Genomic DNA, 24,064 nt, shown 5'->3' on the forward strand with positions numbered 1-24,064 from the left:
ATTGAAGGAGTCATAAATGGCACGTACAGCACTCGTCACCGGCGGTTCCCGCGGCATTGGCGCAGCAATTTCCAAGGCGCTCAAAGCCGAAGGATACAATGTTGCCGCTACCTATGCAGGCAATGACGAAGCCGCCGCGAAATTCACCGAAGAAACCGGCATCAAGACCTACAAGTGGAACGTCGCCGATTATGACGAATCCAAAGCGGGTATCGAGAAAGTCGAAGCCGAGGTTGGCCCCATCGACATCGTTGTTGCCAACGCAGGCATTACGCGCGATGCGCCATTCCACAAAATGACGCCCGATCAGTGGAAAGACGTGATTGACACCAACCTGACCGGTGTCTTCAACACCGTACACCCCGTCTGGCCCGGCATGCGCGAGCGTAAATTTGGCCGCGTCATCGTCATCAGCTCGATCAACGGTCAGAAAGGTCAGTTTGCTCAGGTGAACTATGCCGCGACCAAAGCTGGCGACCTGGGCATCGTAAAGTCCCTGGCGCAGGAAGGTGCGCGCGCGGGTATTACAGCCAATGCAATCTGCCCCGGCTACATCGCAACCGAGATGGTTATGGCCGTACCGGAAAAGGTCCGCGAATCCATCATCGGTCAGATTCCGGCAGGTCGTTTGGGTGAACCTGAGGAAATCGCACGCTGCGTGGCGTTCCTGGCCTCGGACGATTCCCAATTCATCAATGGCTCGACCATCTCGGCCAACGGTGCGCAGTTCTTCGTCTGATTCATTTGTCAGAAGACAAAACGGGCCGGTCCTTTTGGACCGGCCCTTTTCTATCCCGTAAGATCGCGCGCGCTGCGATCAGCGGGAACCGAAAATGCGCTTCCAGAATTGCCAAATGACACGGCTGCGTTCTTGATGGGCGCGCAGGATCGCCATCTGCGCGGCGGGATTTGTCGTCATCTCGATCATGGCTGTCTCCTATTCAAATCAGTTTTATTTGACCCAAGATGAATATGAAGGTTACGCTGCAAAGCTACAAACGAGCTTTCTTGGACCTTCAGTTAAGTTTTACTTCACTATGAGCGACTATCTTCCCCCGCTGACCGCGCTCCGTGCGTTTGACGCCGCAGCCCGGCATATGTCTTTCGCGAAGGCGGCGGCAGAGCTGCATGTGACGCCAGCGGCCCTGTCTTTTCAGATCAAATCGCTTGAAGAACATCTGGGCCGACCGCTGTTTCACCGACTGAACCGCGCCGTAGAGCTGACTGAGGCCGGTCGAACCCTGGCACCCGGTACAGCGGAAGGCTTTGCCGCATTGCAAGCTGCGTGGCGCGCCGTGCGCAGGCAAGAGAACGACACCAGCTTGACCGTCACAGCCGGTCCTGCATTGACGGCCAAATGGCTGGCACCACGGCTCTACGAGTTTGCCCGCGCCCATCCTGAGATCGATCTGAAATTCTCGGCCACGCTGCGCAACATGGACCTTGAGCGGGACGATGTGGATGTCGCCATCCGCTTTGGCAATTCTGCAGATGAAGGGCTTTATTCCGTACCGGTCAGAAAAGAATGGCTAACCCCGGTCATGACACCAGAACTGGCGGAACAATTCGACACCCCGGAAAGCCTGCGACACGCCCCATTGATCCATGACGATTCGATCAGTTTTCTGACCCCGCCCTGCGACTGGCCCGCTTGGTTCCGCGCCATGGGGGTCGATTTCACCCCGACTCATGGCGCGCATTTTTCAAATGCCGATCACGCAATTGACGCCGCTGTCGCCGGTGTCGGAGTGGCGCTTGGACGACGCGCCATGATTCTCAAAGATCTGACCGAAGGCCGCTTGGTCGCACCCTTCAAAGTGGCCTTGGAAACACAAGGCCGATTCCGGTTTTTATGCCTGCCTGGAGCCGAGAAAAAGCCTCAGATCGCGGCCTTCCGAGATTGGTTCCTGACCGAGATCGAAAAAACCGCGCATATATCAGATGAGTTTGAAATCATACCGATTAAAGAGGTTTCCACCTCGTAACTAAAATGCAGCGGAAATCGGATTTTTGGCCGCTTTATTATGGGCATTATTTGACAAATTCACATTCGAATCCGAACCTGCGCCAACCCTACTATGGAACACGACCTGCTTCGCGATTGACGGAACGATTGGAGTGCGCTGGGCCTGTCGGGCTAGCGTTCTATGTGCGGGACGTCGAGGTCATGCAAGGCGACATTCAAATTCTTGGAGCCTCGTCTTACGCGGCCTCTTTGTTGTCAACGCTGGCTTTAGTTGTGGCCGGGACCGCCGCCTCATCCTGAGGGCTTGCGATCGCGACCTTGTTGATCACTGGCGGGGCCTTGATCGCGGCCCGCTCCAGCCTGAAATCTTAGGCAGACAGGCGTTCGATCTCTTCTTTCAGCTTAAGTTTCTGTTTTTTCAACTGAGCAATATGAAGATCATCAATGCCCGGCGAGCGTTGGGCTTGTTCCACTTCGAGACCGAGAGATTCGTGCTTTTTCTTCAGTTCCGTCAGATGTGCGCTCACGCTCATTGCGATCCTCCTTGGTTTACGTGTCTGTAGTTCACGTAAGAAGTTGACCACATCGTTTCCACCCTGTCACGCTGCACAAGCACAGAATCTGTAATAAATCCGACAAAATCGGCTGGTCATTGCCGATCGCCGTCAGAACCGGGGCAACGGCGCGGCGTGTCTCAGGACTGCCACGATCTGGTCTGTATAGCTTTCGCCGTCCATTTCATGGCGCTCGCCCGCGTGCAGAATCAATGGCGCATGGAGGCGAAATGCCGCACGCCCCCCTTTGCGGGCCCGCAAAATGACCAATTCCGCCTGTCGACCTGCGCGCGCGCAGAGCGGCAACACTTCAACTGAGCCCAGTTTATCCGCGCAGGCCACTATCATATCCGGCAAGCGGTCTGCCTTTTGAATCATGTGCAGATACCCTTGCGGGGCCAGACGCTTGGCCGCCACTGATATCCAGTCGCTCAGAGGGGTGTCCTCGCCCAAAGCAATGCTTCGTCCTGCATCGCTGGCCCGGCTATGCGCTCCGGCGCGGTAATACGGGGGGTTGGCAATGACGTGGTCAAACTGACACTGTCGAACCTCGACAGGCAAAGCGGTCAGATCAGCCTCAACCAAATCCAGCTTCACGCTGTTCATTTCCGCATTCCGGCGCGCCAAATCGGCATACGCAGGCTGCAATTCAATTCCTGTCAGGTGCAAGTCCGGCACCCGCGCAGACAGGCACAGAATGGCAGCACCCGCGCCACATCCCAGCTCCAAAACCGACTGATCGGCACTGGCCGGTACTGATGCTGCCAGTAAAACCGGGTCTATTCCGGCGCGATAACCTGAGGCGGGTTGCAGCAGTCGAATCCGGCCACCCAGGAAATCGTTGCAGGTCAAATCATTGTCATCAAAGCGGGTCATCGGCCCAGCGGAATCTCATTATCGCGCATAACACGTTCAGCGCGGGTCAGATCCTCGGCCCGCACCATGAGGCGCCGGGGGAAGATTCCGATACCGCCTTCGAGGATGCTCATATTTACGTCCATCTGAAAGCAGTCTATATCCTCGCCTTCAAGGAGAGCGGATGCAAAGGCCAGGATTGTCGGATCGGTACTGCGCAGTAGTTCTTTCATGGGGATGGATGTAAGGGCAAGGCGAGGCGGAAGTCGAGCCTTGTATCAGGAGTTTGATGACCGTCGACGTGATCTCAAAACCGCATGAGCGCCTCGCTGAACTTTTGGCGGGTGAGATGGAGGCCGTGAATGGCTTGATCCGTACGCGAATGGCGTCGGACCACGCGCCGCGTATTCCGGAAGTTACCCGGCATCTGGTGGAAGCAGGTGGGAAGCGTCTGCGTCCAATGCTGACATTGGCCGCCGCGCAGTTGTTTGGCTATACCGGCGATCACCACGTGCGCCTGGCCGCCACGGTCGAGTTTATTCACACCGCGACACTGCTGCATGACGACGTTGTTGACGAAAGCGCCCAGCGGCGCGGTCGCCCGACCGCAAATCTGCTGTGGGACAACAAATCCAGCGTTCTGGTCGGCGATTACCTATTTTCTCGCAGCTTCCAGCTGATGGTCGAGACTGGGTCGCTGCGCGTTTTGGACATTCTTGCCAACGCTTCGGCCACGATTGCCGAAGGTGAAGTGCTGCAAATGACCGCTGCAACTGATCTGCGTACGGACGAAGATGTTTATCTGCAGGTCGTACGTGGCAAGACAGCCGCACTTTTTTCCGCCGCGACTGAGGTCGGTGGTGTGATCGCTGGCGCGTCGGAAGAACAGGTCAAAGCATTGTTCGACTATGGCGACTCACTGGGCATTGCATTCCAGATTGCGGATGATCTGCTGGACTATCAGGGCGACAGCAAGGCAACCGGCAAGAACGTGGGTGATGATTTCCGCGAGCGTAAGCTGACTCTTCCGGTGATCAAAGCCGTGGCCCAAGCGACGCCCGAAGAACGCGCTTTCTGGGAGCGCACGATTGAAAAAGGCCGCCAACAGGACGGCGATCTTGATCACGCGCTGGGGCTAATGGGCAAATATGCCACGCTGGAACAAACCCGGCAAGACGCCTTGGGCTGGGCCAACAAAGCCAAGGCATCGCTTGAGGTTCTGCCGGATCATGAGATTCGCAGCCTGCTGCGTGAACTGGCAGATTACGTGGTTTCACGCCTCAATTAAGCTGAGTGGCGCGGCACCACCAATCAGGGTGGGCTGCGCCAATCTCATAAGCAGCGAAATGCGCGTCTTTCATCGTCGGATACAGCGCAAAGCAGGTTGACCCCGACCCCGACATGCGCGTGATAAGGGCGCGGTTGGTCGATTGCAGCTCGTCCAGAACCTGTTCTATCTCGCGCGCAGCGCCCATGGCAGGCACTTCCAGATCGTTTCGCTGATCGCTTAGCCACAAGGCACAGTCGTTGGCGTTTTGAAACTCGGGGATGTTCTCAGGCATAGCCGGATTGTCTCTGCTCGCCAGAGCGTTGAACACGGCCCCCGTTGGCACATGCACATTCGGGTTGACCAACAACGCAGGCAAGTGCGGAAGGTTTACAGCAACCAGTTGATCACCAATGCCTTGCATTCTGATCGCTCGGCCCTTTTGACAGACGGGCACATCTGCCCCCAGTGACAAGGGTAAATCCGGTGGAACGGCATGGCCTTGCTGCGCCAAAGCACAAAGCGTTGCGGCGGCGTCCGACGAACCGCCACCGATCCCCGCCCCGTGGGGCAGAGATTTGCGCAGCTCGATTTGCCCGGTCCACCCGACGCCCTCGGCTGCTTTCCACACCAGATTGCGTTTGTCCTTGGGCACCCCATCGGCGAATTCTCCGCCCACCTCCATGGAAAGCACAGGGCCGGAGTTGAATGTCAGCTGATCACCCAAGTCCGCAAAAACTACCAGAGAATCCAACAGGTGATAGCCGTCATCTCGACGGCCAGTGACATGCAGGGTCAGATTGATCTTGGCGGGCGCAAACGCCTTAGTTGCCATTTGCGACCTTCAAAGGTTCCGAACCTTCTTCGGCCAGAACGGCATCGAGCCCAACCTCGATCTTGCGGCGAATGCGCTCAGGGTCGGCTTCTCCATCCGTATCTTCGGGATCAATGAAAGACAGGGCCCGCTTCCATTGGAATTCGGCCTCACGCGACCGTCCCACGGCCCAGTAGACATCGCCCAGATGATCATTCACCACCGGATCGACCGGCATCAGCTCAACGGCGCGTTCCATCTGTTCAACAGCCTCGTCATAACGACCCAGACGGAACAGGACCCAGCCCAAGCTGTCGACGATGTAGCCACTGTCCGGGCGGGCTGCCACAGCGCGTTGAATCATGTCCAGCGCTTCATCCAGCTTCTCTTTGCGCTCAACAAGGGAATAGCCCAGATAATTCAACACCTGCGGCTGATCCGGGTTCAGCTCAAGCGCGCGCCGGAAATCAGCTTCGGCCTGGTCCCACTGCTTCAACCGCTCATGGCTGATGCCACGGGCATAATGCAGGAACCAGTTACCCCCCGCCGCGTTATCGGTCAGCGCAATCGCCGTATCATAGGACGTTACTGCCGCCTGATAGTTTTCCTGACGCCGCTGCAGGTCAGCCAAGGCCACATGCACACCCGGAAGGTCAGGATCCTGCGCCGCCAGATTTTGCAGCACTTCCACGGCAGCATCGGTTTTACCTGAGCGGTCCAGAACCTCGGCCCGGCCCAGCTCGGCCGCGTGGTGATCATTGCTGTCTGCCGGAACCATGCGATAGGCGGCAACTGCCAGATCATACTGCTCCAGTTGATCCAGAAGATCTGCACTCAGCAAAATGGCGTCCACATGATCGGGGCGCAGAAAACTGGCCAACCGTGTGTAAAGAAGAACGTAGTCCGGCGACGCCTCAGCGTTCAGCGCGGCCCCAACGGAAAAGAAAATTTCGGCCATACCGTCCTGCGCAGAACGGACATGCGTGAAGGGCAGCGTTTCACCTGCCTCAAGTTGGCTGGTATAGGTTTCTATTGTCGGGTCGCTACCCGCCACAAAGACGTCTTCGAGGAACTGTAAGGCGTCTTCGTTCCGATCCAGCTGAGACAGCACCTCGGTTCGCGCCAAAGCCGCACGACGCGTGAAACGCGCCACCGCACCTTCATTGTCCGCAAAGATCACCTCGGCGCCTTCAAAGTCGCCGATCGAGGCCAATGCCATTGCCTTGTGGTACAACGCAAACTCTTTCAGTCCGTCTTGCGTGGCAACGGTTTCGAACTGTTCCATCGCCTTTGTCATTTCGCCCTGCGCCAAATGAGCCCAGGCGGTCATCAACCCATCCACCAACGGCCCGACACCCTGAGTTTCGGGGTTCCGCGCTAAAAGGACGTCGTATTTGCCATCTACAATCAGATTTGCCGCAATTGCCATACGCGCGGCCTGACTGGGCAGATTTGCCTGTTCGATCTGCTCGGCAACCGGCAAGGCACGATCAACTTCGCCCAACGCCAAACGCGCCACGACAACGCTTTCCAACAGCAGCGGATTTTGGGAATCGAACTTCAGGGCTTGGGCATAATAGCGCTCGGCTGCGGCATAATCACTTTCGTAGATCGCCTGTCGCCCGGCCAGATACGACCCTGCGCCCGAGTCAGAGAACGCCGGAACTGCGACCGACGACATGAGAAGCACGGACAGCGCCGCGCGACGAACCAGGGAAACCACCGAAATCCTGCCTTGCTATCATTGACTGACCATCAAGCTAGGGCTTCGGCTGGCAAGAGGCAATGGCAGAGCCTTCACGACCCTGCCAGTGCCCGCTTTTTTGCTTACATGTTGGGGTAGTTCGGGCCATCCCCACCCTGCGGCGTTGTCCAGGTGATGTTCTGGCTGGGATCCTTGATGTCGCAGGTTTTGCAGTGCACGCAGTTCTGAAAGTTGATGACGAATCGCGGGCCCGCAGTTTCGTCCTCGACAACCTCATATACGCCAGCGGGGCAATAGCGCTGCGCTGGTTCGTCAAACTTGGGCAGGTTGACTTTGACCGGCACCTCGGGGTCGGCCAAACGCAGGTGGCAGGGCTGGCTTTCCTCGTGATTGGTCGCCGCGAAAGACACGTTGGTCAGGCGATCAAATGACAGCACACCATCGGGTTTGGGATAGTCGATGGGCGCGTGCTTACTGGCATCTTCGGTCGAGTCTGCGTCGTTCTTTCCGTGTCCGACCGTCCCGAACATCGAGAAGCCCATGGTATTGGTCCACATGTCCAGACCACCCAACATCAGCGATGCGGTCAGACCCCATTTCGACCAGATCGGCTTGACGTTGCGCACTTTTTTCAGATCGCTGCCGATCGGACCGTCGCGCACATCTGTCTCGTATGCGGTCAACTCGTCACCCGAACGGTCAGCCTTGATCGCGTCATAGGCAGCCTCTGCCGCTGCCTTGCCCGACAGCATCGCATTGTGGTTGCCCTTGATGCGAGGCACGTTGACCATCCCAGCTGAACAGCCCAGCAGTGCCACACCGGGTGCGACCAGCTTCGGCATCGACTGATATCCGCCCTCGGTAATAGCACGCGCACCGTAGGCCACGCGCTTGCCGCCCTTCAGCAGATCGGCAACCATCGGATGGTGCTTGAAGCGCTGGAATTCCATGTAGGGATACAGATGCGGGTTCTTGTAGTTCAGGTGAACCACGAAACCGACATAGACCTGATTGTTTTCAAGATGATAGATGAACGATCCGCCACCCGCGTTGCTGCCCAGCGGCCAGCCCATCGTGTGCGTGACAGAACCTTCCTTGTGCTTGGCCGGGTCGATCTCCCAGATCTCTTTCATGCCAACGCCGTATTTCTGCACGTCCTTACCGGCTTGCAGGTCATATTTGGCGATAACTTCTTTGGACAGCGAGCCGCGCACGCCTTCCGACAGGAAGACATATTTACCATGCAGCTCCATCCCCGGCTCGGTGTTAGGCCCGTACGAGCCGTCAGCTTCCAGGCCAAAGACACCGGCGACAACGCCTTTGACTTCGCCGTTTTCGCCATAGACCAGTTCCGAACACGCCATTCCCGGGAAGATTTCAACGCCAAGCTCTTCGGCCTGCTCTGCCATCCAGCGACAGACATTGCCCATCGAAACGATGTAGTTGCCGTGGTTATTCATCAGCGGCGGCATCGGGAAGTTGGGGATGCGCAGTTTGCCCGCTTCACCCAACATGAAGAAGTTGTCTTCGTGCACGGGCACGTTCAGCGGAGCGCCTTTTTCCTTCCAGTCCGGGATCAGCGCGTCCAGACCACAGGGGTCAAGCACCGCACCCGACAGGATATGCGCGCCAACTTCCGAGCCCTTTTCCAGAACCACGACGTTCAGGTCGGCATCCAGCTGTTTCAGACGGATGGCCGCCGACAGGCCCGCGGGGCCTGCACCCACGATCACCACATCGTATTCCATCGCTTCGCGTTCAATCTCGGCCATCGCGGGCTCCTTAGCTAACTTTCCGAATTGGCGCTTTCTACATGTGGTCGGCGCAATTTTGTTTCACGGCTGATTACATGGTTGCAAAGACCTTGGTCAATCGAAACACGGCGTAACAATGCCGCTATTCGACACTTCAAGCTTCTGGTGTGTCCCCCATCAGATACCTGGGACCGCTACCATTGGATTTTACCCGGTCATCGGGGTTGTAAAGCGCACATTTCGGCAGGCTAAGACACCCGCATCCGATGCACCCATCCAGATTGTCGCGCAACCGCGTCAACGTATCGATTCGTTGATCCAGATGGGCACGAAGCTGAACGCCGATGGCTTTCCAATCCTGCGGTGTCGGCGTACGGTTTCCCGGCAGGACCGACAACACTTCGCGGATTTCCGGCAGGGTCAAACCGAACTGCTGCGCAATCATCACAAAGCTCAACCGCCGAATGTCGGCTCGCTGATAGCGCCGCTGCCCGCCCGAGTTGCGCCAGGGCGATATCAAACCCTGCGCCTCATAATACCGGATAGCCGATACTGCCAACCCGGTACGCTGGGCCAATGCGCCGATTGCCAGCCCTTCTGAAACAGCCATCACATCCTCAAAAAATACCTTGACCTAAAGTTAGGTTTAGAAATTAGCTTGAGTCGGGACAAGCCTAAAAACAGGAGATCCCATGATGGCAACGCTTGAGCATACAAATTTCACAGTCCGCGATCCGCAGGCTTCAGCCGCTTGGATGGAGCAGGTCTTTGATTGGAAAACCCGATGGGAAGGCCCCGCAATTGCAGGTGGTTACACGGTTCATGTCGGATCGGCCTATACTTACCTGGCGCTGTACAAACCGGATGAACCGAAACCTTCGGGCGAAAGCAGCTATGATGTCATTGGCGGCCTCAATCATGTGGGCGTTCTGGTTGAAGATATCGATGCGACCGAAGCCAAGGTTCGAACTGCTGGGTTCGAGCCGCACAACCACGCGGATTATGAACCAGGGCGTCGGTTCTATTTCCGCGACGACAACGGCATCGAATTCGAGGTTGTGCAATATGATTGAGATGATGTGGCTTTACGCCCCTTCCCAGCGATGGCACAGGTCTCGGCACCCTGATCATCGCCACAGACCGCACCCAAAATCCGCACGACGGCGCGAAGTCGCGAATTGATCGCTGTAACCACTGTCACCTCTTGCAATTCACGTGGTATTTGGGTCAGGTAATTGCCAACCTAATATTCGCCCCGACGCTTCTGTGCGGCGGGGCGACTCAATTTATGCGTGGACGTAGAGAGTATGGAAAAGATCCCGATGACGCCTGCGGGCAATGCCGCGCTTGCGGCTGAGCTGAAGAACCTCAAATCCGTTGAACGCCCGGCGATCATCGAGGCGATTGCCTCGGCACGCGAGCTGGGCGACCTGAAGGAAAACGCTGAATATCACTCGGCACGTGAAAAGCAGGGTTTCATCGAAGGCCGCATCAAGGAATTGGAAGGTATCCTGTCGCTGGCCGATGTCATTGACCCGGCAAAGCTGTCCGGTTCTGTTAAGTTTGGCGCAAAGGTGACTCTGGTCGACGAAGACACCGATGAGGAAAAGACCTGGCAGATCGTTGGCGAATACGAAGCCAATATCGAAGCTGGCCTGCTGAACATCAAATCCCCCATCGCCCGTGCCCTGATTGGTAAAGAGGAAGGGGACAGTGTCGAAGTGCGTACCCCCGGTGGCGTGCGTTCTTATGAAATCCTGAGTATCGAGTACACCTAACCGGAGCGCATGAAATGTCCGCGCCCAATCCTGACCCGGAAACCGAAAAACCGACCTCGCTGGGCATTTATGATCGCCCGAAAGCGTCGGCCGTCACTGAAATTGAGATTGCCGCACTGGTGCTCAGCCTGATCTGGCTGGTGGTGTCGGTCGTTTTTCTGGTGCTTCCGGAACAGGGCCAAAACGGTGGCTTTATTGTTACCTTCCTGGCGGTGTTCATGCCCGTGGCCATGATCTGGGTTGCGGCCACGGCAATGCGTGCCAGCCGGGTCATGCGTGAAGAAAGCGCACGGCTGCAAACAGCGATTGATGCCATTCGGCAGGCGTATGTCGCGCAGCAACAGCGCGCCTCTAGTACCTATGAGCCAGCGGTGACGAAAAAGCTGGACGAGATCGCGGCAGCCACCCGGAAAACCGAAAATGCGCTGGCGACGTTCTCGACCAAGCGCGCTGCTCCGACTGCAAGATCGGGGCAAGCGCCCGTTCCGGGCGATCAGACCTCACTGGAACTGGGAACGCCTGCGGAAGAGATCGCACCACCGCTCAGCACCCCGGTCTTTCTACGCGCACTGAACTTTCCAGAAACACAGGATGACACCGAAGGGTTCAATGCACTGCGTGTGGCGCTAAAAGATCGAAAGACAGCGCAAATTGTACAAGCCTCACAGGATGTTCTGACACTGCTCAGCCAGGAAGGCATCTATATGGATGACCTGCGCCCCGATATGGCCCGGCCAGAAGTCTGGCGCCAATTTGCCCAAGGTACACGTGGCCGCGCGGTTGCCGCGTTGGGGGGCGTGCGCGACAGATCCTCGCTGGCGCTGACCGCAGCACGGATGAAACAGGACCCGATTTTCCGCGATGCAGCCCATCACTTCTTGCGTCGCTTCGACAAGATGATGGCCGAGTTCGAACCCAGCGCAAGCGATGCAGAACTGAGCGCGCTGGGTGAAACGCGTACTGCAAGGGCCTTTATGTTGCTGGGCCGTGTGGCCGGAACCTTCGACTAGGACGTTTCCACAGGCCAGGACATCTTTGTCGCGCTGCTAAAGCCGAAGAGGTATTTGAGCGGCCCGGTTTTTTCCTCACCCACTGGCCGGAATCCTTCGCGCTCGTACAAAGCGCGTGCACGCGGGTTTGTATCGATCACATCCAGCTGAACCTCTGACATGCCCTGGCCTCTGGCCTCTTGTTTGATAGCATTCAAAAGGGCCGTACCCACACCTTTGCCACGGGCATCAGCAGCGACAAATATGCCATCCATCTGAAATACCCCCGGTTTCAGTTCACGTTCCAGCAGGCTTAATATGCAGGCGCGCCACACTGCCCCGAACCAGCCATAGGTTCCCGCAAGATCAGACATACTGCCACCGGCCAAACCGCCATCGCGCGTTTTGAACCCCGCCAGCCCCAACATACGGCCTGTTTCATCTCGCGCGACGAGTGCAAAGCCCGGGTTCAATGCTGTTTCAAAAAAGGCCCGACCCTTTTCGTCTGGGCCCATGACCTTGTTCAGCTTGGCTGAAAACGCTTGCCAGAACAGCGTCGCTGCCTGCGCGCGTTCGTGATCAGCAAAGCCTGATGAAATCGCAATGGTCAAATACCAAAGCTCCCATACGGAATGAAACGCACGGTATCGCCCGGTTTGATGTGCCGCGCGCCATCTTCGATTTCAACCAGTCCTTCGGCCCAGCTGAGGCCACTGATCCGGCCCGAGCCTTCCGAATGAAACACTTCGACCCTCCCATTTCGCACCCTTGCACGCAGGTATTCACGGCGGCCAGGTTTCTTGCGTTTCTCGAACGCGGCCGGCACCTCGAACCCTTGCGGTTCCGCCCAGCCTTCGCCCGACATCAGGCCCAGAGCGGGGCGTGCAAAGATCAGGGTGCAGACCATGGCAGCCACCGGGTTGCCCGGCAGGCCAAAAACCGGCACACCCGACCACAAACCCAAGGCCAGCGGGCGCCCCGGTTTTAAGGCGATCCGCCAGTGCTGTATCGCTCCCGCCTCTTGCAACAGAGCGGACATATGATCTTCGTCGCCGGCGGACGCGCCTCCGCTGGTCAGAATCACATCTGCCTGCCTTGCGGCCTGATCCAACCGGTCCCGCAACGCTTCCCTATCATCCGCGACACGCCCCATGTCTACGGGCACAAACCCCATGCGTTCAATCAAGGACAGCAACATCGGCCGGTTAGCGTCGAATATCTGCCCCGGACCTGCGCTGTCTCCAGGTTCGACCAGTTCATCACCGGTCGAGACAACCGCCACTCGCAACGGCTGATGCACTTTTACCTCGGCGATACCCACCGCAGACAGCAACGCAAGATCGGCAGGTGTCAACCGACGCCCTGCGGGCATAGCCAAATCGCCTGCCGTGACATCCTCGCCTGCGCGCCGCGTATTGGCCCCTTTTTTCAACGGGCCATGGAAAGCAATATGCCCGTCTTTAACCGTGACATCCTCTTCCAGAATAACCGTATCCACTCCGTCAGGCAGAGCCGCACCTGTCAGGACACGCAAGGCCAGACCTTCGGAGACGTGACCGTTAAACGGAACCCCCGCCGCTGCGCGCCCCTCCACCAGCGGCATGACCAGCGATCCTTCCTGGACGGGACCTGCGAATCCGAACCCGTCCACCGCCGTGTTGGGCTGTGGCGGGTTCGAACGTTGGGCGATCACATGCTCAGCCAGAATGCGGCCGCTCGCCTTGGTCAATGCAAGCGTTTCAACTGATGTAATCGGGTGCAATCGGTCGCGCAGATAGGCCAATGCCTCGTCTACAGGTGTCCACTCCACCCCGGCAGGCAACGCGAAACAATCGTTTCGCAATGGCGGCGGGGCTATGTTCGGCTTGTCCTGAGCTACACCCAATATCCAACCTTCCTCTGCCGCTGAGACATTCAATTGCGCATCCAACTCCTGCTCTGTCAAACGTGACAGAGTCAAGGCGACCTGTTCGACCTGCCAGGCATCCTTGATCTGCCCCGCTGGCGACGCTCCAAGGGTCAGAGACGGCCAGATCTCTACAAAGGCAACCGGTTTGTCCAATGGCTCAAACGGCCAGACCGCGATCTTCCCCGCAAACCGACGGCGGAGGCGGTTCAGAACCGGCAGCCCCATCATCACCTGCCCGCCAACAGCCCCCGCACCTGCCATCTGCCAGCAGGTGAAGCTGCCCTTGGCCAGGGTTTCTACAACGCGACGGTCCGGGAAAGGGTTGGAATAGTCGGTTTTCCTGCGCGGCAGACCATTGATGTCACGACGCAAACCGTTCATCCAGAACGGGCCTTTTCCGCCAAACTTCAGGTTAATCCGGCCTGCCAGATCAAAACGGTTGTTCGCCTTGGGTGTGTCCTCGACATGCCCTTCGAACCAATCCCACAAAGCCAGTGGATCGTCTGCACTCGTCATCGCCCGGGCAAACCCTGCCGGATAGCCAAACGGGAAATCAAACCCCAAAAACAGGCGACGACCGACCTCAAGCTCGGTACGGATCAGAGCCTCAAGCCACTTTTCGGCGACCATCCTGTTGCGCTGGTATTCAGGCTGCAAAACGTGCCCTTCGCGCGCAGTACAGGCCCAAATTGCATCTTTGCGCGGGGTCGGCCCGGTGTCGTTTCCACCAGACCAATCCACCATGGCAAAGGTCTGGAACAAGCTCACAAACCGACCTCTTTCAGGATGAAGTCCGCGATCGCTGCCGTGTCATTCAGATCAAGAACCGGGCGATCCAAGTCCAGCGGAATGTCACTGGCCACTGCCCTAATGGTCGCGTTCTCGGGGGCCATAAGCGCATGGCCCGCCACAGCGCGGAAAGCTTCGACCTTTGGGTGATCTTCGCGCTTGAAACCTTCAATAAGCACCAGATCAACCGGTGAAAGCCGGGCCAAAAGATCGGCCAAAGGTGGCTCTGGCGTGCCGCGCAGCTCTTGCATCACGGCAATTCGCTGACCTGAGGCAAGCAGCACTTCGCTGGCCCCAGCCATGCGGTGGCGATGACTGTCGGTGCCGGGTTGATCCACATCGACACTGTGATGCGCATGTTTGACAGTCGACACCGTAAAGCCCCGGCCTGTGATCTCGGCCACCAGCCGTTCCATCAGTCCGGTTTTGCCAGCATTCTTCCAGCCAGTGACGCCAAAGACCCTCATGCCTGCTCCAACAATGTTCGGGCGCGATCCAGATCTTCGGGCGTATTGACGTTGAAGAACGGGTCAAACGGGTCGGCATCGAACAAAGCCTCTCGCCCATCATGTTTATCGGTCCACAGCACTACCTTGCGCAGCCCATCCGTCAGCGCCGCTCGCAGATCATCGCGCAGCGCGACTGGCCAGAGGCCAAAGGTCGGATGCCGGTTGACCCGTTTGCCGCCGCCAGATTTCAGCGCCTCGTCGCCGGTGCGCGGAGTCGTCGCCAAAACCAGAGGGTGCACCTGCCCCTCTGCCGCATCTTGCAATCGCACCACTAAATCGCGTGGGAAGAACGGCGTGTCAGCAGCAGCGGTCACAATGCTGCCCGCGCCTTGTTCTGCCGCCCAATCGAGCCCGGCCAGCACCCCGGCCAAAGGCCCCGCGAACCCTTCGATTGTGTCAGGAAGCACAGTCAGGTTCAGGTCGGAAAACCGCTCGGGGTCGCCATTGGCATTCAGAGCCAGCCCACTGACCTGTGGGGACAGGCGTTCGATCACATGAGAGATCAAGCTTTGCCCATCGATCTGCAACAGGCCCTTGTCACCGCCGCCCATCCGGGTCGCCTGTCCTCCTGCGAGGATGATGCCCAGAGGTTTTTTTATCTTATCACTCATTGGCACTCTTCCGACGATGTTTTTTTTCCTCGACCGCTACGGTTGACGGGTCCACGTCGCGCAGCAGGCGGTCCTCGCCCGACAAGCAGACAAAGCGCTGTCCGCGCATCCGGCCGATTAGGGTCAGGCCAACCTCGCGCGCGATCTCGACGCCCCAAGCGGTGAAACCCGAACGAGACGCTAATACAGGGATACCCATCATAGCCGTTTTGATCACCATCTCGGATGTCAGGCGACCGGTGGTGTAAAGGATCTTGTCCGCCGCACCTTCGCCTTCGGACAACATCCAACCTGCGATCTTGTCAACGGCGTTGTGGCGGCCCACATCCTCCATATAGACCAGCGGGCGGTTTTCGCGACATAGGACCGTGCCGTGAATTGCGCCAGCCTCAAGATATAACGATGGAGTGCGATTGATCTTGGATGCCAGATCGTAGAGCCATGAGGTCCGCACCTGAACCTGCGGCAATTGCACGTCCTCAAGCCCCTCCATCATGTCGCCGAACACCGTTCCAACGGCGCACCCACTGGTGCGTGTCTTTTTCTTCAGCTTGTCCTCATACGATGTCTCACGCGCTGTTCGCACAACAACGGTCTCAAGATCGTCGTCATAGTCCGCGCGGGTAATCTCATCATCCGCCAACAGCATCCCCTGGTTGCGCAGAAAGCCCAGCGCCAGGTATTCTGGATAGTCGCCAATTGTCATCGCCGTCACGATTTCCTGGGAATTGAGGAAAATCGTCAACGGGCGCTCCTCGACCACCGAGATCTGGCTGACCTCGCCGTTCTGGTCCACACCTTCAACCGCTCTGGTCAGGCGGGTCGCCCTCGGATCAGGCGCGATAAGATAGTCCGACAGGTCGAATTCCGTGGCCAATTGCAACCCCTTCTCAAGACAGTTACTGCTGCTGGCGTCACCATAGGATTTAGCCATGGCCGCTGCCACATCCAAGTCTTACTTCTGGAAAGGTTTTCGGGACGGAACGCCCTTTGTCTTTGTCGCCGTCCCTTTTGGCCTGTTGTTCGGTGTTTTCGCAACCGAGGCCGGCTTGGATATCGTTCAAACCATCGCCTTTTCGGCCACCGTGTTCGCCGGAGCAGCCCAGTTTGCGGCGCTGCAACTTTTACAGGATCAAACACCCACAGTTATTGTGCTGATCTCGGCGCTGGCGGTGAATCTGCGCGTGGCGATGTATTCCGCGTCGCTCACGCCTTATCTTGGATCGGCCCCCCTGTGGCAGCGTGCCTGTGCGGCCTATTTGATCGTCGATCAGTCTTATGCCTGTTCGATCGTGCGGTTCGAGAAAGAGCCTGATCTGACGATCGCCCAGCGCATGGCATATTTTTTCGGCTCGGTTACACCGATCACGCCGCTTTGGATCTTGGCGACCATCATCGGCGCTGTCCTTGGCGCGCAAATCCCGGAAAGTTGGGCGCTGGATTTTGCTCTTCCGATCACTTTCCTGGCCATGGTCGGGCCGATGATGCGCACCCTGGCGCATGTGATTGCGGCCCTCGTCGCCATAGTCGTCGCGCTTCTGACGGTGGGTGTGCCGTACAATCTGGGTCTTTTGATTGCCGGGATGGCCGGGATGATGGCCGGTGCACAAGCCGAACTGATGCTGGAACGGAGGTCGCCGTCATGACCCAGATCGACCCGACCACCATGTGGATCATCATCGTGGGTTTGGCGATAGGCAGCTATGCACTGCGCTTTACCTTCATCGGGCTTGTGGGTGATCGCCCCATGCCGCTCTGGCTGCTGCGGCATCTGCGTTATACGGCTGTTGCGATTCTACCCGCACTGATCACACCGTTGGTGGTGTGGCCCTCTGCGACCGGCGGGCAACCGGATATCCCCCGAATGTCGGCGGCGGCGGTTGCGTTGCTTGTGGGTCTGATCAGCAAGAACGTCCTGGCGGCTATCTTTTCAGGTGCCGCCACGCTTTACGGACTGCTCTATCTACTGACTTGAACCTGCGTCCAACTGATTGAGAAGCGCGTTGTTTGCAGCTAACCCTTTTTGCAGATCGGCATCGTCATTTTCGCGATATTCCTGCGTTACGACACCTGGAATCTGCCCAAATTGATCGGAAAGTTTTACCGGGCTGAAAGTGACATCGATCTGTTCAAATCCGGGAACTTGCTGCAACAGACGGGCCGTTGAATTCGCGCAAAACGCGCTGGAAACCGGACCGCTCTGCTTGGCAAGTTGATACGCTATCTCTGCCTGCTGCGGCGTGACAATCAGCGTCTGGATGCGTGCATAATGGCTCTCGCGAGCATGTGAACTTCGATACGCGCGTTCAACAGCCGGTGTTATTCCGTAAAGAACATCGTTCCTCAAAGGGACGACATCAGCTCGAAACGACCCCGCCGGATCAAAGATCACACGTTCGCTTGCGCCAATCATCAAAGAGGTGTGCGCGCCAGAACCGGTGCGCGTATTGATCATTGTGTACAGCGTCAGCGTGGACGGCCCGGGATCGCTATAAGACCTCGAGACAATCTCCGCCTGATCGGCTTGCGGGCGATTAGAGCCCGCACAGCCCGCAACGGTTGCTACCAAAAGGCAGGCGATCAAAATCCTGAGCAAAGTTGCCCCCGATTTGTTTAGGAGGCGAAGACCGCCAGGAACAGGCACAAAAAGGCAATCGCAACCACGCACCATGTGGTGGCTTTGATGAAACCGTTGAAAGTTTTGGTTTGGACGGTGATGTCCATTTCGCCGTGCTTGTGTTCAGCCATGAGTCTCAGAATCCCAGTTCGCGTGTTTGATCTGTTGGATAATAGAAAACCAGACGCCTGTCACCACGTCATTCGCGCGCAGGGTATACTTACCTGAGGATCGAGCACCCCGGATACCCAAACCCCCACCGCCACGGCAAGCCGCTGCATGGCCCACCGCCGAATCGAACGGCGCCATACATCGCATCCGCAGTGATCGCGTGCACGTCACGGATTTGCTTGGGTGTCATCTCGTAACGCTCGGCATAATCTTCAGCGTAACGATTTCCGTGTTCCACCACACAAGCATGCAGGGCATCATCCGCTGCAAGACGCGCGTCATAGCTTTCCTCTGCCGTCACCGCGCCGCCCGCGTTGTGATAGGCTTGGTCATGGGTCACGCAACAATATTCCCATGGCGGGTGCTCTTCATACAGCTCGCCGACTTGGGGGAACTGCTTGGCGACCCAGCGCCAACTGGCCGAAAGTCCGCCCGAACAGCCGTCGGTTTCAAACGCGGTCAATTCGGCGCTTAGACTTTGGTCCACAAGGGCACGGTGCGACGGCAACTCAAAACTGCGCATCAGATCCTGAGACAAGGCAGGCAGCGGCAGCAATGATACGAATAATGCTAAATTAAGGGCTTTCATCACGCATTGCCTCGGTATCGACCTGCAATCCAAACGTTGTTGCCAGCCACAGCAACAATCGCTCACCTGGCCCCATTTCAGCACGCACGCGCAGAACCTCGTTGGCCATGGCCGGGCGGTCGGTGATCAACCCGTCTACACCCATCGAGGCCATTTTGGACATCTGCAACGGATCATTCACCGTCCAGACATAGATATCCTTGTCCGCGTCCTGCACCTTTCGGATCAGCCCCGGTGTCACCATCCCTGCATTGACCGCGACGAATTCACCTTCCAGGCCCGACAGGTCCCCAACGGCAGTGGCCGCCAACACGCCAGACCGCCAGTCGGGGCGCAGCTTCTTCATCTTTTGCACGGCTGGGTATTTCAGCGACATTGTGGCAATTTCATCCTGCATCCCCAGCTCTTCCACCAGGTTGATCACCCGATTTTCCAGATCGACATCGTGACCATAATATTTCAGTTCAATCAGAACCTTGGATTTGCCTTTGGCCGCTTCCAGCACCTCGCGCAGGGTCGGTGTGCGTTCCGAGGCATATTCCGGCCCGAACCAGCTGCCAATATCGATGTCAGCCACGTCCTCCATGGTGGCGTCCCAGACCTTCAGGTTGACGCCAGCCAGCTTCATGAAGTCGCTGTCATGGGCCACGATGACCACATCATCTGCCGTTTCCTGCACGTCGATCTCGACCCAATCCGCGCCATCCTCAATGGCTTTCAGAACTGCGGCCATGGTGTTTTCCGGCCGTATGGCCGCAGCGCCCCGGTGGCCGATCACCTCGGCATGATCCGGCGCCTGCACACGTTCCAGCAGGCCCTGCCCGAACCAAAGGCCAATACCCAATGCGGCCAGAGCCGCTGCGACAGTTACAAACACGGGCGCGCGGATTTTCCTGGGTTCAGGGTGAGCAACTTCCTTGGCGTCTGAATCAAAAAACCCATCCAGCAAAACGGCAAGTGCGCCCAACGCAGTCGCCGCCAGAACCAACCCCGCCAAAGACCAAAGCCCTGCGATGATTAGGCTAAAGATCAAGGCAAGCTTTAGGCTGCCGCCTTCCTGTATCGGTACCAGCGCAAACAAAAGACTGGCCACCCCTGCGATCAAAGCCGCAATAACAAGCCGCGTCGCCAGCCACAGGGCAAGTTCGACCTTCAATCGCCCACGCTGACCTTCCATCCTCTGCTCGCTTTGCGAGAAAGCCACTCGAGGCGACGCACCTTCAAACAGCACCAGATGCAGCGCCAGCGCCCAACCGGACAGACGCCGGATCAAAACCCAAGCCAACGCCAGAACCACCAATCCGATGAGGACCACCGCCACCTGAAAGGCGGGCGGATGGAAGGTCAGGTAGTAGTTGATGTCATATTCCGTCAACGTCCACCAAGCGATCAGCCCTGCAACGGCCACAAATGGCAGGGCAAGCAGCAAGACGCGTAGAATAAACCGCACCGCAAACCCAAACAGCGCCGGAAAGCGGGACAGGTTCAATGCGAGCGCCGCGCTTCCAGCGCGCCAAGGGTCGCTTTCGCCCATGCGCAAGGACCCGGCCATAACCGAGAACACAAAGACCTCAGCCAGCAAAAACAGGCTGAGCACTGCGATACCCGCGATGAACCCGGCCGGAGACAGCAGGAACATTGCAATGTCCTGATCCGTCAGCGCCGTCTGATCCGACAAAGACACAGCCAGGTTGACCGCCACTGCGACACCCGGCGCAATCAACGCCATCAGCAGCAGGCGCACCGCAATAAAGATCGGGACAAAGACTGTACGCCGGGCCCATGCCCCGGCATAGGCATGTGAAACGGCTTGAAAAAATCTGCTCACGCTGTGGCCTCCGAAATGGTGCATTCATTCAAAGGCGCGCAAGCGTGAATTGCAAGTCAGCTGTCTTCCAGATCGGCCGCCAAACGGAACCCGATACGGTTGGCGGGTTTGTCTTCAACCGATTTGGGCAATGCGCGCAGCATCACGTTCAACTGGCTGACATGTTGCACCAATTGCGTGCGGGCCCCTGCCCCGTCCGAACCATAGAACGTGATCATATCGGGGTCGAAATATCCCATGCCTTCGATCCGCATCACGCCGGCATCCCCACCGGTAAAGCCCATTGCGACCTCGTGGTCGCCATCCAGCGTCTTTTCAAAGTTCTGGATGTACATGATCAGTCGCTCATAAGCCCATTGGGCGGGGCTTTTGGTTTCAACCGGCTTGTTCAATGGCTCAGGCAGGGTTTTAGTGCCGGATTCAGCATTTGGATCGGCATGAACCTCATGGCATCGTGGCAAGGCGGCGGCTTCGGCGGCCTCGGCCGAGGTTTCAATCTGGTCCTGCATTCTTTTCTACCCTTTGCGCTGATACAGCCAAGCCCCGTCCGCGCGCTGCGTCCGGATCACAGCGTCAATGTGGTAGAGATGATTCATATGTGCAACCGCCTCGACCAGTGCGAGGCCGTATTCGCCCTCGCGGATCGTGCGCTTGAACAGTGGAAGGAAACAGTCGGCCGCAGCTTTGGGTTCGTCCAGATGGTCCAGCAGACGCTCCAACGCGCTATGGTGATTCTCGATCAACTGCTTCATGCGCAGCGGCAGTCCGGTAAAGGGCAGCTTATGCCCACCCAGTACCAGATGATCAGGCCGGGCCAGTGTCTGAAGTCGCTCGCACGCCTCCATCCAGGCCGAAACCGGATCGGCCATGGGCTCGGTTGCATAGACACCCAAATTAGGGCTGATCGAGCTGAGGATCTGATCGCCACTAAGGACCAGATTGTCGTCGCGGCTCCAGAAAGTGGCGTGTTCCGGGGCGTGGCCATTGCCCATATGCACATCCCAGTCCCGCCCGCCCATGCGGATCACGTCGCCCTGCTGTATGCGCGTAAAGCCCAGCGGCATGGGATAGACCGTATCGGCAAAATTGAAGGGGCGATCGTTCATCCGTGCGGTCAGCACCTCGGGCGCCATACCCGCGCTGAGATAGAAATCCAAGGTCTCCTGCGGCCAGGTTTCCTGAACATCCAGCGTAAGCATCCGGGCAAACAGCCACGAAGTGCGACTTGTGACCAGCTCCGCCCCGTGTTCCGACTGAAACCATCCGGCATTGCCGACATGATCGGGATGGTGGTGGGTCACGATCACCCGTCTGATTGGCTTGCCTGCCAAAGGGCCACCCATCAGGGTTTCCCAGATGCGCCGCGTCTTGTTCGAAGACAGGCCGGTGTCGATCACCGTCCAACTGTCGCCGTCATCCAGAGCGTAGATATTGACGTGATCCAGAGCCATCGGCAGGGATAGACGCATCCACAAAACCCCCTCGGCAATCTGGATGGCTTCGCCTGTCGCGGGAGGTTCGTCCCACGGATATCTGATTCCCAAAACGCGATCCCCGTCCATCAGGCGGCCAACTCATCCAGGCTGAGCGCGAACAGACTATCCGCCCCGCTTTGCACCCGCGCCAGAAGACCCGAATGTTCCGGCAACAAGGCGTAGATATAGTATCGCGCCAACTTGGCCCGTGGTCCATCCGGATCGGCCAGAGCTGCGGTCAGGTGGTAATGCCCGCCCAACACCCGGGCAAACGCCTGCAAATAAGCTGTTGCGCCTGCAAAGCGGTCATTCATATCACTCTGCGCCACCAGCCACTCGGTCGCTTCGCGCAGGGTCTCGCTGGCTTCCCAGACCGGACCGGCCAAATCGGGCATTGTTGCCCGGGCGCGCTCGGCCTGATCTTCGATCTCGTCCAGAAGGTTCGATGCGGCCTCGCCCCCGTCCATCATCTTGCGTGCAACAAGGTCCATGGCCTGAATGCCGTCGGTGCCTTCATAAATCGCCGTGACGCGTACATCGCGCGAATACTGGGCCGCGCCGGTTTCTTCAATGAACCCCATGCCGCCATGCACCTGCACCCCGGTTTCTGCCACACGAATACCGGTGCGCGCGCCGAAGGACTTGGCGATTGGCGTCAGCAACGCCGCACGCGCAGCCCAATCGGCGTCGTCAGTTGCTTTCGCCATATCAATTGCGGTTGCGTTGGCCAGCAATATCGCGCGCGCCGCAAATATGTCAGCCCGCATATCCATGATCATGCGGCGCACGTCGGCGTGATCTATGATCGTACCCGAGGGCGTCCTGCCCTGTTTGCGGTCCATCGCATAGGCCAATGCGTGCTGATAAGCGCCTTCCGCAACGCCAACACCCTGACCGCCAACACCCAGACGCGCATTGTTCATCATGGTAAACATCGCAGCCATGCCACCGTGTTCCGCGCCGACGAGCCAGCCTTTGGCCCCGTCATATTGCATCACACAGGTGGGTGAGCCGTGCAGCCCCATTTTATGCTCAACCGAAACCACTTTCAGATCATTGGCCACGCCCGGATTGCCATCCGCATCCGGGATGTATTTCGGCACCAGGAACAACGAAATACCCTTTGTGCCGGGTACCCCATCGGGCAATCGCGCCAGAACCAGATGGCAAATATTCTCGGCAAAGTCGTTGTCGCCCCAGGAAATGAAAATCTTCTGCCCGGTTACCGAATATGTGCCGTCCCCGTTCGGTTCAGCCTTCGACGTCAGCGCACCCACATCCGATCCGGCCTGAGCCTCGGTCAGGTTCATGGTGGCCGACCATTCGCCAGAGATCATCTTAGGCAGATACAGCGCCTTCAATTCGTCGCTGGCGTGATGCTCCAACGCTTCAATCTGGCCCTGTGCCATCAGCGGTGCCAGTTGCAACGACAGGCACGAGGCGCTCATCATCTCGTTCACAGCAGTGGTGACAGTCATCGGCAGGCCCATACCGCCATGTTGAGGATCGGCGCTGATCCCGACCCAGCCACCTTCGGCAATCGCTTTCCAACCACCAGCGTATCCCGGAGAGCTGCGCAGCACACCATTCTCAAGCCGCGCAGGCTCCAGATCACCGGCGCGTTGCAACGGGGCCAGTACCTCTTCGCACATCCTGCCAGCCTCAGACAGTATGGCGCTCACCACATCCGCGCTGGCATCCGCGAATGTTTTTGTGGCGGCGACCTGATCGAACCCGACCACATGGTCCAGCAGAAATTGATAATCAGAGATTGGGGCGCGGTAGGGCATGACAACTCTCGAACGTCTAGAGGATCAGAATACATCGGCGGGCTTGGAATCAAACGCAAGCGCCGGTAAGCGTGTTGGTCTGAACCGATTACGT

General features: G+C 57.9%; 27 protein-coding genes and 1 pseudogene. 9 read left to right on the top strand and 19 right to left on the bottom strand.

Going from position 1 to position 24,064, the window contains the following annotated elements:
• Nucleotides 1–16: 16 nt before the first annotated feature.
• The 3 genes and pseudogenes from phbB to GS630_RS22425 form a co-directional block, all read left to right on the top strand.
• Nucleotides 17–739, top strand: coding sequence for an acetoacetyl-CoA reductase (gene phbB / locus GS630_RS16210; RefSeq protein ID WP_171093728.1), 723 nt, complete (start codon nucleotides 17–19; stop codon nucleotides 737–739).
• A gap of 298 nt (nucleotides 740–1,037) precedes the next feature.
• Nucleotides 1,038–1,985 (top strand): transcriptional regulator GcvA, encoded by a 948-nt coding sequence (locus tag GS630_RS16215; protein WP_171179089.1) that lies wholly within the window; start codon nucleotides 1,038–1,040, stop codon nucleotides 1,983–1,985.
• Between the two features lie 140 nt (nucleotides 1,986–2,125).
• A pseudogene (locus tag GS630_RS22425) lies at nucleotides 2,126–2,338 on the top strand (EamA family transporter); the annotation flags it as partial.
• On the opposite strand, the gene GS630_RS16220 reads toward GS630_RS22425, so the two are convergent.
• From GS630_RS16220 to GS630_RS16230, 3 genes are all read right to left on the bottom strand, one after another.
• Nucleotides 2,335–2,499 carry a YdcH family protein gene (locus GS630_RS16220; protein WP_083445267.1) on the bottom strand — a complete coding sequence of 55 codons (165 nt, stop codon included), beginning with the start codon at nucleotides 2,497–2,499 and terminating at the stop codon, nucleotides 2,335–2,337. The pseudogene GS630_RS22425 and the gene GS630_RS16220 sit on opposite strands and share 4 nt — an antisense overlap.
• Nucleotides 2,500–2,631: 132 nt before the next feature.
• A complete protein-coding gene (locus GS630_RS16225; protein WP_171620972.1) occupies nucleotides 2,632–3,396 on the bottom strand; it encodes a tRNA1(Val) (adenine(37)-N6)-methyltransferase in 765 nt (254 codons plus the stop codon).
• Complete coding sequence (locus tag GS630_RS16230; protein WP_050604033.1) at nucleotides 3,393–3,608, bottom strand: DUF2007 domain-containing protein; 216 nt, start codon at nucleotides 3,606–3,608, stop codon at nucleotides 3,393–3,395. Before GS630_RS16230 ends, GS630_RS16225 begins: the two co-directional genes overlap by 4 nt.
• 56 nt (nucleotides 3,609–3,664) lie before the next feature.
• On the opposite strand from GS630_RS16230, the gene GS630_RS16235 reads away from it, so the two are divergent.
• Complete coding sequence (locus GS630_RS16235) at nucleotides 3,665–4,663, top strand: polyprenyl synthetase family protein (protein ID WP_171234971.1); 999 nt, start codon at nucleotides 3,665–3,667, stop codon at nucleotides 4,661–4,663.
• On the opposite strand, the gene GS630_RS16240 is transcribed toward GS630_RS16235, so the two are convergent.
• The 4 genes from GS630_RS16240 to soxR form a co-directional block, all read right to left on the bottom strand.
• A complete protein-coding gene (locus GS630_RS16240) occupies nucleotides 4,656–5,477 on the bottom strand; it encodes a 4-(cytidine 5'-diphospho)-2-C-methyl-D-erythritol kinase (RefSeq protein ID WP_171179083.1) in 822 nt (273 codons plus the stop codon). The genes GS630_RS16235 and GS630_RS16240 overlap by 8 nt on opposite strands.
• The gene (locus tag GS630_RS16245) at nucleotides 5,467–7,179 is read right to left on the bottom strand and encodes a tetratricopeptide repeat protein (RefSeq protein ID WP_371809111.1); all 1,713 of its coding nucleotides are present in this window, start codon (nucleotides 7,177–7,179) and stop codon (nucleotides 5,467–5,469) included. The genes GS630_RS16240 and GS630_RS16245 overlap by 11 nt, the downstream gene beginning before the upstream one ends.
• Before the next feature lie 104 nt (nucleotides 7,180–7,283).
• Nucleotides 7,284–8,933 (bottom strand): electron transfer flavoprotein-ubiquinone oxidoreductase, encoded by a 1,650-nt coding sequence (locus GS630_RS16250; RefSeq protein WP_171234973.1) that lies wholly within the window; start codon nucleotides 8,931–8,933, stop codon nucleotides 7,284–7,286.
• Nucleotides 8,934–9,069: 136 nt separating this feature from the next.
• Nucleotides 9,070–9,525, bottom strand: a complete 456-nt coding sequence (gene soxR, locus GS630_RS16255) for a redox-sensitive transcriptional activator SoxR (RefSeq protein ID WP_171179080.1) — start codon at nucleotides 9,523–9,525, stop codon at nucleotides 9,070–9,072.
• Between the two features lie 82 nt (nucleotides 9,526–9,607).
• On the opposite strand from soxR, the gene GS630_RS16260 reads away from it, so the two are divergent.
• From GS630_RS16260 to GS630_RS16270, 3 genes are all read left to right on the top strand, one after another.
• Nucleotides 9,608–9,988 carry a VOC family protein gene (locus tag GS630_RS16260; protein ID WP_171620973.1) on the top strand — a complete coding sequence of 127 codons (381 nt, stop codon included), beginning with the start codon at nucleotides 9,608–9,610 and terminating at the stop codon, nucleotides 9,986–9,988.
• A 234-nt stretch (nucleotides 9,989–10,222) separates the two neighbouring features.
• Complete coding sequence (greA, locus tag GS630_RS16265; RefSeq protein ID WP_171179075.1) at nucleotides 10,223–10,693, top strand: transcription elongation factor GreA; 471 nt, start codon at nucleotides 10,223–10,225, stop codon at nucleotides 10,691–10,693.
• A gap of 14 nt (nucleotides 10,694–10,707) precedes the next feature.
• Nucleotides 10,708–11,703 (top strand): hypothetical protein, encoded by a 996-nt coding sequence (locus GS630_RS16270; RefSeq protein ID WP_171620974.1) that lies wholly within the window; start codon nucleotides 10,708–10,710, stop codon nucleotides 11,701–11,703.
• Here the strand turns inward: GS630_RS16270 and GS630_RS16275 are convergent.
• Genes GS630_RS16275 through GS630_RS16295 form a run of 5 tightly spaced genes read right to left on the bottom strand, consistent with a single transcriptional unit; the run spans nucleotide 11,700 to nucleotide 16,434 of the window.
• Nucleotides 11,700–12,293, bottom strand: a complete 594-nt coding sequence (locus GS630_RS16275; protein WP_253285921.1) for a GNAT family N-acetyltransferase — start codon at nucleotides 12,291–12,293, stop codon at nucleotides 11,700–11,702. The genes GS630_RS16270 and GS630_RS16275 overlap by 4 nt on opposite strands.
• On the bottom strand, nucleotides 12,290–14,335 hold the full coding sequence (glp, locus tag GS630_RS16280) for a gephyrin-like molybdotransferase Glp (RefSeq protein WP_171621003.1): 2,046 nt from the start codon (nucleotides 14,333–14,335) through the stop codon (nucleotides 12,290–12,292). The genes GS630_RS16275 and glp overlap by 4 nt, the downstream gene beginning before the upstream one ends.
• A gap of 20 nt (nucleotides 14,336–14,355) precedes the next feature.
• A complete protein-coding gene (gene mobB / locus GS630_RS16285) occupies nucleotides 14,356–14,847 on the bottom strand; it encodes a molybdopterin-guanine dinucleotide biosynthesis protein B (RefSeq protein WP_171179071.1) in 492 nt (163 codons plus the stop codon).
• Nucleotides 14,844–15,500, bottom strand: a complete 657-nt coding sequence (gene mobA / locus GS630_RS16290) for a molybdenum cofactor guanylyltransferase MobA (protein ID WP_171179070.1) — start codon at nucleotides 15,498–15,500, stop codon at nucleotides 14,844–14,846. The genes mobB and mobA overlap by 4 nt, the downstream gene beginning before the upstream one ends.
• Nucleotides 15,493–16,434, bottom strand: coding sequence for a formate dehydrogenase accessory sulfurtransferase FdhD (locus GS630_RS16295; RefSeq protein WP_253285922.1), 942 nt, complete (start codon nucleotides 16,432–16,434; stop codon nucleotides 15,493–15,495). The genes mobA and GS630_RS16295 overlap by 8 nt, the downstream gene beginning before the upstream one ends.
• Here GS630_RS16295 and GS630_RS16300 point away from each other — a divergent pair.
• Complete coding sequence (locus tag GS630_RS16300; protein WP_171620975.1) at nucleotides 16,433–17,146, top strand: AzlC family ABC transporter permease; 714 nt, start codon at nucleotides 16,433–16,435, stop codon at nucleotides 17,144–17,146. The genes GS630_RS16295 and GS630_RS16300 overlap by 2 nt on opposite strands.
• Nucleotides 17,143–17,475 (top strand): AzlD domain-containing protein, encoded by a 333-nt coding sequence (locus GS630_RS16305; RefSeq protein ID WP_171620976.1) that lies wholly within the window; start codon nucleotides 17,143–17,145, stop codon nucleotides 17,473–17,475. The genes GS630_RS16300 and GS630_RS16305 overlap by 4 nt, the downstream gene beginning before the upstream one ends.
• On the opposite strand, the gene GS630_RS16310 is transcribed toward GS630_RS16305, so the two are convergent.
• The 7 genes from GS630_RS16310 to GS630_RS16340 form a co-directional block, all read right to left on the bottom strand.
• Nucleotides 17,464–18,096 (bottom strand): hypothetical protein, encoded by a 633-nt coding sequence (locus tag GS630_RS16310; RefSeq protein ID WP_171179067.1) that lies wholly within the window; start codon nucleotides 18,094–18,096, stop codon nucleotides 17,464–17,466. The two genes, GS630_RS16305 and GS630_RS16310, sit on opposite strands and share 12 nt — an antisense overlap.
• 17 nt (nucleotides 18,097–18,113) lie before the next feature.
• Nucleotides 18,114–18,248: an aa3-type cytochrome c oxidase subunit IV gene (locus tag GS630_RS16315; protein ID WP_050604020.1), complete on the bottom strand. Its 135-nt coding sequence runs from the start codon at nucleotides 18,246–18,248 to the stop codon at nucleotides 18,114–18,116.
• Nucleotides 18,249–18,337: 89 nt separating this feature from the next.
• Nucleotides 18,338–18,877, bottom strand: a complete 540-nt coding sequence (locus GS630_RS16320; RefSeq protein ID WP_171179066.1) for a hypothetical protein — start codon at nucleotides 18,875–18,877, stop codon at nucleotides 18,338–18,340.
• Complete coding sequence (locus GS630_RS16325; protein WP_371809112.1) at nucleotides 18,864–20,705, bottom strand: glycerophosphodiester phosphodiesterase family protein; 1,842 nt, start codon at nucleotides 20,703–20,705, stop codon at nucleotides 18,864–18,866. The genes GS630_RS16320 and GS630_RS16325 overlap by 14 nt, the downstream gene beginning before the upstream one ends.
• Before the next feature lie 56 nt (nucleotides 20,706–20,761).
• Nucleotides 20,762–21,214 carry a DUF6173 family protein gene (locus GS630_RS16330; RefSeq protein WP_171179064.1) on the bottom strand — a complete coding sequence of 151 codons (453 nt, stop codon included), beginning with the start codon at nucleotides 21,212–21,214 and terminating at the stop codon, nucleotides 20,762–20,764.
• A 6-nt stretch (nucleotides 21,215–21,220) separates the two neighbouring features.
• On the bottom strand, nucleotides 21,221–22,267 hold the full coding sequence (locus GS630_RS16335) for an MBL fold metallo-hydrolase (protein WP_171179063.1): 1,047 nt from the start codon (nucleotides 22,265–22,267) through the stop codon (nucleotides 21,221–21,223).
• The gene (locus GS630_RS16340; RefSeq protein WP_171179062.1) at nucleotides 22,267–23,970 is read right to left on the bottom strand and encodes an acyl-CoA dehydrogenase; all 1,704 of its coding nucleotides are present in this window, start codon (nucleotides 23,968–23,970) and stop codon (nucleotides 22,267–22,269) included. Before GS630_RS16340 ends, GS630_RS16335 begins: the two co-directional genes overlap by 1 nt.
• Nucleotides 23,971–24,064: the final 94 nt, after the last annotated feature.

It is taken from the genome of Ruegeria sp. HKCCD7303 (assembly GCF_013111185.1).
GTDB lineage: Bacteria > Pseudomonadota > Alphaproteobacteria > Rhodobacterales > Rhodobacteraceae > Ruegeria.